The following is a 14,224-nucleotide window of genomic DNA, read 5'->3' as shown; positions in this document are numbered from 1 at the left end:
GGACGTCCGACAGTCTATTGGCTGCGGTCGATCACGCAGGCGCGGCTGTGGACGGCTGCCTGGAGGCCCGTCACCGGTCCGGCGGACCGGTGACGGGCCTCCAGTCGGCGTGGACCCGAGCCGTCACTTCCCGTTCTGGTCACCCGCTGTCGGAGCCGCCGTGGCGGCGGGTGCCGCCGGTTCCGCCGGAGCAGCCGGTGCAGCGGGTGCAGCGGTCTGCGTCGGCGTGGTCGGCGTCGACTGGTCGGCCTGCGACGCGCCGGATCCCGACGACGCCGAGGACTGCGACTGCGACGACTGCGACGGGTGGCTCGCCTGCCCGATCATCGCCTGGCTCGGCGTGGGCAGGGCGTCCCCGCCGACCGTCTGGTCCAGGTAGGCCATCATCGACTTCCCGACCCCGAACTTCGCGCTGTACCCGGTGGTGCCCTGCAGGAACGGCCAGTTCGCCAGGCTCACGCTCCCCTGCACGTTCCCGATCCAGGTGGCGTTCGTGTACTTCGTCGACGACGCGACGAGCCAGTTCTGCACGTCGCCGTCGGTGGTGCCGGTCTTCGCGAACTTCGGCACGCTGTCGCCGGGGTTCGCACTGGCGGCGGTGCCGGAGCCGGACAGCACGCCCTGCAGCGCGTAGTCGACGGTGCCGGCGACGTCCGCCGATACCCCCTGCGTGCAGGACGACGGCGTCGGGGTGATCTTCGTGCCGTCCGACTCGGTGACCGAGTCGATCGCGGTCGGCGTGCAGACGACGCCGCCGTTCGCGAAGCCGGCGTAGGCCTCGGCCAGGTCGATCGGCGACAGCTCGTTGACGCCGAGGATCGACGAGGGGGTCTGCCCGAGGGCACCGCCGTCGGCGCGGTGGATCCCCATCGACTGTGCGAGCTGCGCGATCTTGCAGAGGTCGAGCTGCTTGCCCATCGCGCCGAAGGCGGTGTTGATCGACTCGACGGTGGCGGCCTGCACGGTCATCGACGCCGGCACGGACTCGGCGTTCGCGACCGGCCACGTCCCGCCGCTGACGTTCTGGCAGGAGTTCGTGAACTCCGAGTTCTGGAACGTGTGCTCGGTGGTCGACACCGACTCGGAGAGCGTGTGGCCGGTCGCGAGCCACTCGGCCAGGGTGAACACCTTGTAGGTGGAGCCGGTCTGGAACCCGCCGGAGTTGCCGTAGCCGGAGTCCGCGCTGTAGTCCACCGCGGTCGACCCCGCTGCGGCGTTGTCGCCCTGCGTGTACGACGTGTTCTGCACCATCGACATGATGCGTCCGGTGCCGGGCTCGACGGTGACGTTGGAACCGCCGACGTCGACGCCCGCCATCGTGGCGGGCACGTAGGTCGACAGTGCGGTCTGCGCCTGGCCCTGCAGGTCGAGGTCGAGCGAGGTGTGGATCTGCAGGCCCTTGGTGTCGAGCGTCGCGATGCGCGCCGCGGCGGTCTTGCCGAACGCCGGGTCCTGCAGCACCTGGTCGCGGACGTAGTCGCAGAAGTAGCCGGCGTCGTAGTTCGTCGCCGCGGTCGAGCAGCCGTTCGCGGTCTCGGTGATCTTCGGCGTGACCGGGGTCGCGATGGCCTTCGTCATCTCGGCCTTCGTGATCGACCCGTGCGCCTGCATGCGGCGGAGCACGTAGTCGCGTCGCTCCTTGGTGAGCGCGTAGCCGTTCGCCTGGCCGTTCGCCTTGTCACCGGGCACGTCGATGCGCAGGTTCGAGGGGTTGTTGAGGATCGCCACGAGCGTGGCCGACTGCACGAGCGACAGGTCCTTCGCGTGCACGCCGAAGTAGTACTCGGCACCGGCCTCGGCGCCGTACACCCGACCGCCGAGCCCGACGATGTTCAGGTACCCGGTCAGGATGTCGTCCTTCGAGTACTTCTTGTTCACCGCGATCGCGTACCGCATCTCCTGCAGCTTCCGCTGCGGGGTGACGCCGGCTGCGTCCTCGTAGCAGGCCTCCACCTTCTTCGCCGTGGCGGCCTGGTCCTTGCCGGTGAGCTCCTCGCACTGCTGCACGAGGACGTTCTTGACGTACTGCTGCGTGATGCTCGATCCGCCCTGGACGTCGCCGCCGACGACGGTGGCGGCGACTCCGCGCAGCGTGCCGAGGACGTCGATGCCGCCCTCGTCGTAGTAGCGGGGGTCCTCGGTGTCGATGGCGGCCTGCTTGAGCGTGTCCGCCATCTGGTCGGCCGTGACGTTCGTCCGGTTCTCGGCGTAGAACGACGCGATCTTGACCTGCTTGCCGCCCTTCGTCGCGTACACCGACGAGACCTGCTGCGGCGTCTGCACGTCGAGGTAGCTCGGGAGGTCCTCGAAGAACGCGACCGCACCCGAGGTGCCCTCACCCGCGACGGCGACCGCGGGCGTCACCGCGACGGCGACGAGCATGCCGGCGAGCACGGACATCACCACGAACATCAGGAGAGCACCAGGCCATCGCACCACACGCATGCCCCGAACCGTAGGGAGGCGGGCTGTACTGGTTCTGCCGTGGAACCGACTGAGGCTGCGCCGTCGCTCAGGTTGCCGCTCAGGCACCACCTGTCGCGGGTCGCGATCCGCGCGGGGTCGCGGATCCGGCCGGGAGGCCCGGTGCGGCCCCGGCACGTCGGCCGCCGGTCACGATCCGGTCACGCCCAGGGCCTCGCCCCGTCAGTCGCGCGGCTGCAGGTCCTGCGGACGGACCAGGTACATGTCGACCGACGCACCGACGACACCGTCGTCACCGGTGCTGCCGCGTCGGACCTGCTCGCGGACGAGGTCACCGCGGCCGATCCCGATCAGGGCGACGTCGTGCAGCGATGCGGTCCCCGGCTTGAGGTAGTCGTTGTGCCCGACCGGACGGCGGAACAGGTCGCCGGCGGCCAGCGCGTCGGCGCCGCCGGCCAGGTTCATCACGGTGGCGCCGAACGACGAACCACCCGGGTCCGTGCCGTAGTACCCGGACCCCGCGATCGGGTCGCTGTGCGCGACACCGACGAACACCTCGTCCGAGGCGACGTCCAGGTCCGCCGCCGACCGGACGTCACTGCCCGGTGACCCGAGCACGGTGAGGGTGTCGGCGCTCATCCGTCCGGAGGCGAGCGCCATGAGCGCCGTCGTCGACCCGTACGAGTGCGCCACGATGTTCAGCCGGGGCTGGTCGCCGTCGCGGATCTGCCGCAGGCCGTCGACGGTGCGCTCGAGTCGCTGCGCCCCGGAGTCGGCGAGGCTGAGCGACATGATGTTCGACAGGTCGGGCGTGCGGTAGCCCATCCACGCCACGACGGCGACGCCCGTCCCGTCGCCGGAGCCACCGGCGGCCAGCGGCGCGAGGGTCGCTTGCTCGCTCGCCAGGTCGTTGGCGGTGTTCGTGAAGTCGGCCATCTGCCCGGTCACGGTGAAGAACATCCCGGGGACGATGACGGTGACGTCCGCCGCGGTGTCGAGGTCTCCGATGCTGATCGCCGCTCGGCCCGCCGCCCGGGTGTCGAGCGTGATGAGGAACCGCTGCGGGTCACCGGGTTCGCGCCGCAACGAGTCCCGGACCTGTCCGAGCATCGCGGCGTGCGCGGCTCCGGTGTCGGGGTCGGCGAGTCCCGTGGTCAGGGTCGACCGGTTCGCGCGGTCGCGGACGGCGTACGGCACGCCCTCGAGGTTGCCGATGATCGACGGCGCGTGGACCAGGAGCGTGCCCTGTTCGTCGGCGCCGAGTCCCGCCCACCACTGCGCGACGACGGCCGCCGCGGGCGGGTCGTCCTGCGCGGTCGCCACGACACGGCGGTCGTCGGCCGCGCGGCGCAGGTCACCGGCGCCGAGGACCCCGAGGTCGTCGAGGAACGCCCGACCGTGCGCGTCGGCGACGGTGTCGACGTCGATCTGTCCCCCGGTCATGACCGGCTGGGGCACCGCGTGGCGCTCGGAGACGAGCGCGACCGTCACGGTGGCCGTGGCGGCATGGGTCGGAGGCGCGACGGGGGCCTCGATCACTCCGAGCGAGTGCATCGAGGCGGTGAGCAGAGCCGCGGCGATGAGCAGCAATCGGGTCTCCCCCTGGAAGGCCGTCCCGCCGTCTCCCTGCAGACGACGGGTGATGCTCTGTCGAGTGTAAGGAGAATGCCCGAGGATCGGTCATGCGCGATGCAACTTGTCCCCCGAACTGGGTGCGTCGCGCGGCGCGCCGCGGTGTGCGCCCTTGTCGCCGGCGTGCTCGTTGCCCCGGCTCACCCCTCGGGCGCGGCGACCTCCGGCTCGGGGAGCGCGCTCGGCCCCTCGGTCACGAGCAGGTGGAACTGCTCGGCGTCGATGATCCGGAGCCCCAGCTGCTCGGCCTTCGTGAGCTTCGACCCGGCCCCGGGACCCGCGGCCACGAAGTCGGTCTTCTTGCTGACGCTCGACGCCGCCTTGCCGCCGGCGGTGATGATCGCCTCGAGCGCGCCCTCTCGCGTGTACCCCTCGAGGGACCCGGTCGCCACGACCGTGACGCCGCTCAGGACACCGCCCTCCACCGCCGCGCCCCCGGGGCCGGGGTGGTCCGGCGTGGTGAACTGCACGCCCGCCGTCGTCCAGCGGTCGATGATCTCGCGGTGCCAGTCGACCTCGAACCACGCGAGCAGGGCGTCGGCGATGATCCCGCCGACCCCGTCGACCGCCGCGAGCTCCTCGCGCGAGGCGCTGCGGATCCGGTCGAGCGACCCGAAGTGGTTCGCGAGCGCCCGCGCCGCGACCGGTCCGACGTGGCGGATGCTCAGCCCCACCATGATGCGCCAGAGCGGTTTCGTCTTCGCCGCGTCGATGTTCGCGAGCATCTCGAACGCGTTCTTCGACGGGAAGCGGCTCGGCTCGCCGGTGTAGTCCGCACCGCGCGCTTCGGGGTCGAACGGCGGGTCGGTCTTCTTGCGCGCGCGGCTGAACGGGGTCACGCGCTTCGGGGCACCGGCGTCGTCGACCTTCTCCATGCCGGTCTCGGCGTCGCGGACGATCACCTCGATCGGGACGATGTCCTGCATCGTCAGGTCGAACAACCCGGCCTCGGTCACGAGCGGCGGGGTCTCCGGGTGCAGCGGCTGCGTGAGCGCTGCGGCTGCGACCTCGCCGAGGCCCTCGATGTCGAGGGAACCGCGCGATGCGATGTGCTCGACACGACCGCGGACCTGCGCGGGGCAGCTCTTCGCGTTCGGGCAGCGGAGGTCGATGTCGCCTTCCTTCGCGGGGGCGAGCTCGGTGCCGCACTCCGGGCAGTGCGTCGGCATCACGAACTCGCGCTCCGTGCCGTCGCGCAGGTCGACGACCGGCCCCAGGACCTCGGGGATGACGTCGCCGGCCTTCCGCAGCACGACGGTGTCGCCGATCAGGACACCCTTCGCCTTGACCACCTGCTGGTTGTGCAGGGTGGCCTGGCGGACGACCGACCCGGCGACCTCGGCCGGGGCCATCACCGCGAACGGGGTCGCTCGCCCGGTCCGCCCGACGCTGACGACGATGTCGACGAGCTTGGTGTGGACTTCTTCCGGCGGGTACTTGTACGCGATCGCCCACCGGGGTGCACGAGACGTCGAGCCGAGCTCTTCGTGCAGGGCGAGGTCGTCGACCTTGATGACGACGCCGTCGATCTGGTGCTCGACCGAGGCACGGCGGTCGCCCGTGGAGCGGACGAAGGCGTTCACCTCGTCGATCGTGTCGAAGACCCGGTAGTGGCTGCTCGTCGGCAGGCCCCAGGTCTCGAGCAGCTCGTACACCTCGGACTGCGAGCGGACGTCGGTCTCCTGCTCGAGCTCGCGCACGGGCCACGCGCCGATGCCGTGCACGAGCATCCGCAAGCGCCGGAGGCGGTCGACCATGAGCGCGCGCTTCGCCTCGGACTTGCCCTCTTCCTTCTGGCGGAGGGACCCGGCGGCGGCGTTGCGCGGGTTGGCGAAGACGCGCTCCCCCGCCTCGCGCTGGTTCGCGTTGAGCTCGTCGAACTCGGCGACCGGGAAGAAGATCTCGCCGCGGACCTCGACCAGGGGCGGGTGGCCCGTCCCCGACAGCCGGTCCGGGATCGTGCCCATCGTCCGGACGTTGCCGGTGACGTCCTCGCCCACGACGCCGTCACCACGGGTCGCCGCCGACACCAACCGGCCGTGCTCGTAGCGCAGGTTGATCGCGAGGCCGTCGATCTTCAGCTCGGTCAGGAACCGGACACGCTCGGCACCGGCGTCGCGCTGCACCTTGACGGCCCACTCGGTGAGCTCGTCCGGGCTGAACACGTTGTCGAGCGACAGCATCCGCTCGGCGTGCTCGACCGGCGCGAACTGCGTGGTCTGCGCCTGCCCGCCGACGGTCTGGGTCGGGCTGTCCTCGGTCAGGAGCTCCGGGAACCGCTGCTCGATCGCGGCGAGCCGTCGGACCAGCACGTCGTAGTCGGCATCGGCTTCCGGTGATCCGTTGTCGCCCTGGTAGTACGCCTGTCGCAGCTCGTTGATGCGGGCCCGCAGCCGGTCGACCTCGCGCCCGGCCTGGGCGGCGTCGAGCCCGTCGGGGTCGATGGTCTCGAACGTGGCGTCGGTCTCGCTCATGCCATCAGTTCTACCGTGTGCCACCGACGGCGCGTGCAGCGGACCCACCGCCCGGGAGCGGCGGTCTCAGGCGTCGACGGGGACGGCGCTGACGGTGCTGTCGATCGTGCACTGTCCGAGCACCCGGGTGCCGACGTAGACCACGGCCGTCTGCCCTGGGGCGACCCCGTGCAGCGGCTCGTCGACGTCGATCACGAGCGCGTCGTCCTGCACCCGCGCGGTCGCCGGCACCGGGTCGGCGTGCGCCCGGATCTGCACGTCGCACGCGAACGGCGTCTGCGGCTCGGCCGGTGCGGTGCCGGCCCACGTGAAGCGGGAGCCCGACATCGACGACACGGCCAGGGCCTCCTTCGGACCGACCACGACGGTGTTGTCCTTCGGGCGGATCTCGAGCACGAACCGCGGCTTGCCGTCGGCGGCGGGGCGCCCGAGCGACAGTCCGCGGCGCTGCCCGACCGTGTAGCCGTGCGCGCCGTCGTGGGAACCGACCACGGTGCCGTCGCGCTCGACGACGTCGCCGGTCTCGCTGCCGACACGGTCGGCGAGCCAGCCGCGGGTGTCGCCGTCCGGGATGAAGCAGATGTCGTAGGAGTCGGGCTTCTGGGCGACCGTCAGCCCACGCTCGGCGGCCTCGGCCCGGACCTCGTCCTTCGACGGGGTCGCCCCGAGCGGGAACATCGCGTGCTGCAGCTGCTCGGCGGTCAGGACCCCGAGCACGTAGGACTGGTCCTTCGCCCACGCGGCCGATCGGTGGAGTTCGCGGGAGCCGTCCGGGCCGGTGACGATCGAGGCGTAGTGCCCGGTCGCGACGGCGTCGAAGCCCAGGGCCAGCGCCTTCTCGAGCAGCGCCGCGAACTTGATCCGCTCGTTGCACCGCATGCAGGGGTTCGGGGTGCGGCCGGCCTGGTACTCGGCGACGAAGTCGTCGACGACGTCCTCCTTGAACCGGGCCGAGAAGTCCCACACGTAGTAGGGGATGCCGAGGGCGGACGCGGCGCGCTGGGCGTCCATCGAGTCCTCGATCGTGCAGCACCCGCGACTGCCGGTGCGGAGCGTGCCCGGCATCCGGCTCAACGCCAGGTGCACACCGACCACGTCGTGCCCGGCGTCGACCGCCCGGGCAGCAGCCACCGCCGAGTCGACCCCACCGCTCATCGCCGCCAGAACACGCATGCCTCCAGGGTAACCCGCCGACGAACCCGTACCGCTGGCGTACCGTTGGTCGAGCGATGGCCACGACGGGGAACGACTCATTCGACTTCCGGTCCGTCCTGTTGTCCGGGTTCCTGCCCGCGGCACTGTTCGCCATCGGCGAGGGCGCGATCATCCCGATCATCCCGATCGCCGCGGACTCCCTCGGCGCGACCCTGGCGTTCGCGGGCTTCGTCGCGTCGCTGATCCTGGTCGGCGAACTCATCGGCGACGTGCCGTCCGGCATCGTCGTCGCGCGGATCGGCGAGCGGAACGCGATGATCGGCGCCGCCCTGGTGTCGGTCGGCGGCCTCGTCGTCTGCACGACCGCGGCGAACGCGTGGGTGCTCGCCCTCGGGGTGTTCCTGGTCGGCGTCTCGACCGCGGTGTTCGCCCTGGCGCGGCACGCGTACATGACCACCGCGATCCCCGTCCGCATCCGGGCCCGGGCGCTGTCGAGCCTGGGCGGGGTGTTCCGCTTCGGGTACTTCGTCGGGCCGTTCCTCGCCGCCGGCGTGATCCACCTGACCGGCACCACCGCGAGCGCCTTCTGGATCCACGTCGTGTGCTGCCTGGCGGCGGCGACCGTGCTCCTGGTGCTGCGCGACCCGGCGACGGGCGCACGCGGTCTGCGGTTGCCGCCACGGGCCTCCCGGTCGGGGTCGGACGCGACCGGCGTGACCGAGCCGTCCACCGACACCGGAGCGGTCTTCGTCGGCAAGGAGGCGCACGGCCTCTTCCGCACCCTGCGCACGAACCGGGCCGTGCTGCTGCGGCTCGGCAGCGGCGCCGCGCTCATCGGCGCGATGCGCGCCGGACGCCAGGTGATCCTGCCGCTGTGGGCGGTCAGTGTCGGGTTGAACGACTCGACGGCCGCTCTGATCATCGGCATCGCCGGTGCCGTCGACTTCGCGCTGTTCTACACGAGCGGCCAGATCATGGACCGCTGGGGGCGGTTGGCGAGCGCACTCCCCTGCATGCTCGGGCTGAGCATCAGCTACTTCCTGCTCGCCTGGAGCGGGCACCTCGACGCGCGGGTCGGCTGGTTCGTGGGGATCGCGATGGGGATGTCGCTCGCCAACGGCGTCGGCTCCGGCATCCTCATGACGCTCGGTGCCGACCTCGCCCCGCGCGACGACCCGGCGCCGTTCCTCGGAGCCTGGCGCTTCACCGGCGACTTCGGGTCCGCTGCTGCGCCGCTCGTGATCTCCGGGGTGACGGCCGTCGCGACGATCGCGGTGGCCAGCGGCGTGATGGGCGTGCTCGGCCTGATCGGTGCCGGTGTGCTGCTGCGGTACGTGCCGCGGTACCTGCCGCGCGAGCTCCGCTGACGCGCGCCGCGCGCTGCGCGCAGCCGTTTCCCACGACTCGGTGCGAGGTTGCCCACTCGGTGCGCGCTTTCTGCGCCGCACGGAGTGATCAACCTCGCACCACCGACGTCCACCGACGTCCGCCGACGCCGGCCGACGTCCGCCGACCAGGCGCCGCTCGGTAGACTGCCGCTGCTCGCGGGAGTGGTGGAATCGGTAGACACGCAGGATTTAGGTTCCTGTGCCCCAGGCGTGAGGGTTCGAGTCCCTCCTTCCGCACCGACCGTTGCGTGCTCGCGCATCTCATACCACCGAGGGACGTTCCGGTCACGCGCGGACGGTACCCTCGTCGTGCGGGTGACCCTCCCGTCACCGCATCTGCACGACCGGAAGAGACATGCACTCCGTCGCACTCGCCCTGATCCCATGGCTGGATCCGCAGTACATCCTCGACCACTTCGGGGCAGTCGCAGTGCTCGTCGTCTGTGCGATCGTCTTCGCCGAGACCGGTCTGCTGATCGGCTTCATCTTCCCGGGCGACAGCCTGCTCGTCATCACCGGCCTGTTCGCGTTCGACCGCGGCGGCGAGATCGGCGGCATCCCGATCTGGGTCGCGGCCCTGATGATCGGCGCTGCGGCGTTCCTCGGCGGGGAGCTCGGCTACTACATCGGCAAGAAGGCCGGCCCGCCGATCTTCGAGCGCAAGGAGAGCGGTCTGTTCTCCAAGGCGAACGTCGAGCGGACCAACGCGTTCTTCCACCGGTTCGGCCCGCTCGCGGTGATCCTGGCGCGCTTCGTGCCGGTCGTCCGCACCTTCGCGCCGATCGCTGCCGGCGTCGGCCGCATGGACTACAAGAAGTACTCGCTCTACAACGCGATCGGCGCCGTCGTCTGGGGCGTCGGTGTGACGTTCCTCGGGTACTTCATCGGGCACATCCCGTTCGTTGCCCACATCGTGCGCGAGTACATCGACATCATCCTGCTCGCCGCCGTCCTGGTCACCGTCGTGCCGATGGCGCTGACCTACATCCGGAACGCCCGCAAGGCGAAGAAGCGCGAGCACCAGGCCGAGTCGACGGCCGTCGACCCGCAGCTGTAGCCGGACCGAACACGACAGGCCCACACCGTTCGGTGTGGGCCTGTCGTCGTCGCAGGTGGGCAGTTCAGAGCCCGAAGTGCTCCCGCACGACCGGCGCGATGCCCCGGAACGCCTTGCTGCGGTGCGACAGCGCGTTCTTCTCCTCGCGGGTGAGCTCGGCCGACGAGCGGTCGGCGTCGTCCGGCCGGAACACCGGGTCGTAGCCGTGTCCGCCGTCGCCGACCGGCGCGGTCAGCACCTCGCCGCTCCACACCGCCTCGACCACGTGCTCGAACCCGTCGGGCGTGACGAACGCGGCCGCGCACACGAAGGCGGCGGTCCGCTCCACGACGCCGTCGAGGTTCTGCAGCAGCAGCGCGATGTTGTCGGCGTCCGACCGGGTGCCCGCGTACCGCGCCGAGTGGATGCCCGGGGCACCGTCGAGCGCGTCGACCGCGATGCCGGAGTCGTCGGCGAGCGCCGGCAGTCCGGTGTGGGCGACCGCGGCACGGGCCTTGATCAGGGCGTTCGCGGCGTAGGTGTCGCCGTCCTCGACCGGCTCGGGGCCGTCGTACCCGACCAGCTCGACACCCTCGCCAAGCGCCGACCCGAGGATCTCGCGGAGCTCGACGACCTTGCCCTGGTTGTGGGTGGCCAGGACGACGGTGCCGGTCACGCCAGCCCCAGCACGGTCTTCTGGATCGCCGCGAGCGACTGGTTGCCGGCCAGCCCCAGGTCGAGCAGGACGTTCAGCTCGTCGCGGTCGAAGGGCGCGTGCTCGGCGGTCCCCTGCACCTCGATGAACTTGCCCGACCCGGTCGTGACGATGTTCATGTCGGTGTCGGCGGCGGAGTCCTCGGTGTACGCCAGGTCGAGCATCGGTTCCCCCTTGACGATGCCGACCGAGATCGCCTGCACGCTGTCGGTGAGCGGGGTGGCCTTCTTGCCGATGAAGCCCTTGCCCCGGCCCCACTCGATCGCGTCGACCATGGCCACGTAGGCGCCGGTGATCGACGCCGTGCGGGTGCCGCCGTCGGCCTGCAGCACGTCGCAGTCGATGACCAGGGTGTTCTCGCCGAGGGCCTTCGTGTCGACCACGGCGCGGAGCGAACGCCCGATCAACCGGGAGATCTCGTGGGTGCGGCCGCCGACCTTGCCCTTGATCGACTCGCGCTGCATGCGCTCGTTCGTCGACCGCGGCAGCATCGAGTACTCGGCGGTGACCCAGCCGGTGCCCTTGCCGGCGAGCCAACGGGGCACGCCGTTCGTGAACGAGGCGGTGCAGAGCACCTTGGTGTTGCCGAACGAGATGAGCGCGCTGCCCTCGGCCTGCGTGCTCCACCCCCGCTCGATGGTGACGGGACGGTGTTCCTCGGCCTGGCGGCCGTCGATGCGGGTGGTCATGGTGTCCTTTCGGTCCGGCCTGGAGGCGCGGTGCGGGTCATCGGGGCGGGCGGCGGCTGGCGGCTGGTCGCCGCTCAGGCCCGCCCACGGGGCAGCGTGATGGCGCCGGTCTCGAGGTGGCCGACGCGGACGATCTCGGGGCCGAGGAACCGGCGGGCGAGCCGCAGGAACCCGTCCTCGTCGTCGCCGGTCGACTCGAACGAGTACGTCGGGGCGGTGGTGGAGGTGCGTTCGAGGCCGTGTTCGACGAGCCGCCGGTACACGTCGTTGGCGGTCTCCTCGGCACTCGACACCAGGGTGACGTCCGGGCCCATCACGTACTGGATGGCGGCGGACATCAGCGGGTAGTGGGTGCAGCCGAGCACGAGGGTGTCGACGTCGGCGGCGCGGATCGGGTCGAGGTAGCCGGCGGCGACCTCGCGCAGCTCCGGCGACGAGGTGTCCCCCGCCTCGACGAACTCGACGAACCGCGGGCACGCCGCCAGGGTCAGGCCGACGTCGGAGGCCACCGCGAAGGCGTCCTCGTAGGCGCGCGAGGTGATGGTGCCGACCGTGCCGATGACGCCGATGCGCCCGGTCCGGGTCTGCTTCACGGCGGCGCGGGCGGCGGGCTGGATGACCTCGACCACCGGGATGCCGTACGCCTGCTCGTACCGTTCACGGGCGTCGCGGAGCACGGCCGACGACGCCGTGTTGCAGGCGATGACGAGGGCCTTGACGCCGAGTTCGACCAGGTCGTCCATGACCTCGAGCGCGTAGCGGCGGACGTCGGCGATGGGCTTCGGGCCGTACGGCGAGTGCACGGTGTCGCCGACGTACCGGATGCTCTCGCGCGGCAGCTGGTCGATGATCGCGCGGGCCACCGTGAGCCCGCCGACCCCGCTGTCGAAGACTCCGATCGGTGCATCCGTCACGGTGACCAGCGTACCGACGCGCGCTGCGGACGTCGGGACCGACCGCCTGCGCGCCGCGGGCCGGGCGCCCGAGGCGATCCGGGCCTCCAGGAGGTCACGTCACTAGTGTCGACAGCGTGACCAGCGCGCTCCTGACGGACCAGTACGAACTCACCATGGTCGACGCGGCCCTGAAGGACGGGACCGCCCACCGGCGGTGCGTCTTCGAGGTGTTCGCCCGGCGACTGCCCGACGGTCGTCGCTACGGCGTCGCGGCCGGCCTCGGCCGGTTCCTGACCGCCCTCGGCGACTTCCGCTTCGGCGACGACGAGATCGGGTTCCTGCGCGACCGCGGGGTCATCGACGAGGGCACCGCAGCCTTCCTCGCCGACTACCGGTTCACCGGGGACGTCCGGGCGTACCGCGAGGGCGAGGTGTACTTCCCCAACTCCCCGATCCTGCAGGTCGAGGGCACGTTCGCCGAGGCCGTCGTGCTCGAGACGCTCGCCCTGTCGGTCTTCAACGCCGACTCCGCCATCGCCTCGGCCGCCGCGCGCATGGTCTCCGCCGCCGACGGTCGTCCGCTCGCCGAGATGGGCTCCCGCCGCACCGGCGAGTGGAACGCCGTCGCCGCAGCACGGGCCGCGTACATCGCCGGGTTCGGCGCGACGAGCAACCTCGAGGCCGGCCGCACCTGGGGCATCCCGACGATGGGCACCGCGGCGCACGCGTTCACCCTGCTGCACGACTCCGAGGAAGAGGCGTTCCGGTCGCAGCTCGACGCCCTCGGCAACGGCACGACGCTGCTCGTCGACACCTACGACATCGAGCAGGCCGTCGAGACCGCCGTCCGGCTGACCGACGGCAAGCTCGGCGGTGTCCGCATCGACAGCGGCGACCTGCCCTCGGTCGTCGCGGCCGTCCGGGCGCAGCTCGACCGGCTCGGCGCGACCGACACCAAGATCACGGTCACGAACGACCTGGACGAGTACACGATCGCGGCCCTCCGTGCGGCCCCGGTCGACTCGTACGGCGTCGGCACCTCGGTTGTCTCCGGCTCGGGGCACCCGGCCGCCGGCATGGTCTTCAAGCTCGTGGCGCACCAGTCCGCCGACGGCGACGACTGGGTCGCCGTGGCGAAGAAGTCGGCGGACAAGGCCTCGATCGGCGGGCGCAAGGAAGCCGGCCGACGCCTGCGCAACGGTGTCGCCACGGCCGAGGTCGTGCTCACCGCCGGACAGGTCGGCCCCGACGAGCGCCCGCTGCTCGTGCCCGTGGTCACCGGCGGCGAGGTCGATCCGGCGTTCCTCGGAGCACAGGGTGTCGAGGCCGCGCGGGCGCACCACAAGCGGGCGAAGGCCGAGCTGCCGGCGGACGCCGCGCGCATCGGTCGCGGCGACCCCGCGATCCCCACCCTGGTGATCTAGCGCGCCGCTGCGCGCCGCAGCGCATCGCTTGGTGAGCAGAAATGGTCGGGACCCCGAAGGTGACCCGACCATTTCTGCTCACCAAGCGCAGGCTGCGCCTACTCGGACTTCATCTTCTCGTAGATGGCCTTGCAGTCCGGGCACACCGGGAACTTCTCCGGGTCGCGGCCCGGGATCCACTTCTTGCCGCACAGCGCCTTGACCGGCTTGCCGGACAGGGCGGACTGCAGGATCTTGTCCTTCTTGACGTAGTGCGAGAACCGCTCGTGGTCGCCGGGTTCGATCGCTTCGTCTTCGAGGAGCTTCTCGAGCTCCCGGTCCATCACGTCGAGGCCGCCGCCTGGTTCCGTCATGCTCATGGGTCCAGGGTACGACGGTCTGCGCACGTTGG

Annotated in this window: 11 protein-coding genes and 1 tRNA gene; 4 read left to right on the top strand and 8 right to left on the bottom strand. The window is 71.2% G+C overall.

Annotated elements, in window-relative coordinates; all coding sequences use genetic code 11:
• Positions 1 to 123 precede the first annotated feature (123 nt).
• The 4 genes from EDF47_RS08065 to mnmA form a co-directional block, all read right to left on the bottom strand.
• Entirely contained in the window at positions 124 to 2,445 is a 2,322-nt protein-coding gene (locus tag EDF47_RS08065) for a transglycosylase domain-containing protein (RefSeq protein ID WP_133936868.1), read from the bottom strand.
• Between the two features lie 201 nt (positions 2,446 to 2,646).
• Positions 2,647 to 4,014, bottom strand: coding sequence for an alpha/beta hydrolase (locus EDF47_RS08060; protein ID WP_123938932.1), 1,368 nt, complete (start codon positions 4,012 to 4,014; stop codon positions 2,647 to 2,649).
• Between the two features lie 182 nt (positions 4,015 to 4,196).
• Positions 4,197 to 6,530: an NAD-dependent DNA ligase LigA gene (ligA, locus tag EDF47_RS08055; protein WP_132099604.1), complete on the bottom strand. Its 2,334-nt coding sequence runs from the start codon at positions 6,528 to 6,530 to the stop codon at positions 4,197 to 4,199.
• A gap of 66 nt (positions 6,531 to 6,596) precedes the next feature.
• Positions 6,597 to 7,703 carry a tRNA 2-thiouridine(34) synthase MnmA gene (gene mnmA / locus EDF47_RS08050; protein ID WP_133936870.1) on the bottom strand — a complete coding sequence of 369 codons (1,107 nt, stop codon included), beginning with the start codon at positions 7,701 to 7,703 and terminating at the stop codon, positions 6,597 to 6,599.
• A gap of 56 nt (positions 7,704 to 7,759) precedes the next feature.
• Here mnmA and EDF47_RS08045 point away from each other — a divergent pair, with 56 nt between their 5' ends.
• The 3 genes from EDF47_RS08045 (at position 7,760) to EDF47_RS08035 (ending at position 10,130) form a co-directional block, all read left to right on the top strand.
• On the top strand, positions 7,760 to 9,052 hold the full coding sequence (locus EDF47_RS08045; RefSeq protein WP_133936872.1) for an MFS transporter: 1,293 nt from the start codon (positions 7,760 to 7,762) through the stop codon (positions 9,050 to 9,052).
• A gap of 177 nt (positions 9,053 to 9,229) precedes the next feature.
• Positions 9,230 to 9,310 (top strand) — tRNA-Leu (locus tag EDF47_RS08040).
• A 118-nt stretch (positions 9,311 to 9,428) separates the two neighbouring features.
• On the top strand, positions 9,429 to 10,130 hold the full coding sequence (locus tag EDF47_RS08035) for a DedA family protein (protein WP_123294071.1): 702 nt from the start codon (positions 9,429 to 9,431) through the stop codon (positions 10,128 to 10,130).
• Positions 10,131 to 10,194: 64 nt separating this feature from the next.
• Here EDF47_RS08035 and rdgB read toward each other — a convergent pair whose 3' ends face one another.
• From rdgB to murI, 3 genes are all read right to left on the bottom strand, one after another.
• On the bottom strand, positions 10,195 to 10,785 hold the full coding sequence (gene rdgB, locus EDF47_RS08030; RefSeq protein ID WP_133936874.1) for an RdgB/HAM1 family non-canonical purine NTP pyrophosphatase: 591 nt from the start codon (positions 10,783 to 10,785) through the stop codon (positions 10,195 to 10,197).
• Positions 10,782 to 11,513, bottom strand: a complete 732-nt coding sequence (gene rph, locus EDF47_RS08025) for a ribonuclease PH (RefSeq protein ID WP_123340732.1) — start codon at positions 11,511 to 11,513, stop codon at positions 10,782 to 10,784. The genes rdgB and rph overlap by 4 nt, the downstream gene beginning before the upstream one ends.
• Positions 11,514 to 11,587: 74 nt before the next feature.
• The gene (gene murI / locus EDF47_RS08020) at positions 11,588 to 12,427 is read right to left on the bottom strand and encodes a glutamate racemase (RefSeq protein ID WP_131878384.1); all 840 of its coding nucleotides are present in this window, start codon (positions 12,425 to 12,427) and stop codon (positions 11,588 to 11,590) included.
• Between the two features lie 116 nt (positions 12,428 to 12,543).
• Here murI and EDF47_RS08015 point away from each other — a divergent pair, with 116 nt between their 5' ends.
• Positions 12,544 to 13,833, top strand: a complete 1,290-nt coding sequence (locus EDF47_RS08015; protein ID WP_133936876.1) for a nicotinate phosphoribosyltransferase — start codon at positions 12,544 to 12,546, stop codon at positions 13,831 to 13,833.
• Between the two features lie 98 nt (positions 13,834 to 13,931).
• Here the strand turns inward: EDF47_RS08015 and EDF47_RS08010 are convergent, their stop codons facing one another.
• Positions 13,932 to 14,192 carry a DUF3039 domain-containing protein gene (locus EDF47_RS08010; RefSeq protein WP_111033217.1) on the bottom strand — a complete coding sequence of 87 codons (261 nt, stop codon included), beginning with the start codon at positions 14,190 to 14,192 and terminating at the stop codon, positions 13,932 to 13,934.
• Between the last annotated feature and the right edge of the window lie 32 nt (positions 14,193 to 14,224).

The sequence above is a fragment of the Curtobacterium sp. PhB190 genome (genome assembly GCF_004365385.1).
Taxonomy (GTDB): Bacteria; Actinomycetota; Actinomycetes; order Actinomycetales; family Microbacteriaceae; genus Curtobacterium.
Note: the sequence above shows the minus strand (reverse complement) of the source record. Positions and strands in the feature narration are given on the sequence as shown.

Bases quoted from the DNA above. Each gene is read 5' to 3' on its own strand.
- EDF47_RS08010 (WP_111033217.1), bottom strand. From the start codon at position 14,192: ATGAGCATGACGGAACCAGGCGGCGGCCTCGACGTGATGGACCGGGAG.
- rph (WP_123340732.1), bottom strand. From the start codon at position 11,513: ATGACCACCCGCATCGACGGCCGCCAGGCCGAGGAACACCGTCCCGTC.
- EDF47_RS08065 (WP_133936868.1), bottom strand. From the start codon at position 2,445: ATGCGTGTGGTGCGATGGCCTGGTGCTCTCCTGATGTTCGTGGTGATG.
- ligA (WP_132099604.1), bottom strand. From the start codon at position 6,530: ATGAGCGAGACCGACGCCACGTTCGAGACCATCGACCCCGACGGGCTC.
- EDF47_RS08045 (WP_133936872.1), top strand. From the start codon at position 7,760: ATGGCCACGACGGGGAACGACTCATTCGACTTCCGGTCCGTCCTGTTG.
- mnmA (WP_133936870.1), bottom strand. From the start codon at position 7,703: ATGCGTGTTCTGGCGGCGATGAGCGGTGGGGTCGACTCGGCGGTGGCT.
- EDF47_RS08035 (WP_123294071.1), top strand. From the start codon at position 9,429: ATGCACTCCGTCGCACTCGCCCTGATCCCATGGCTGGATCCGCAGTAC.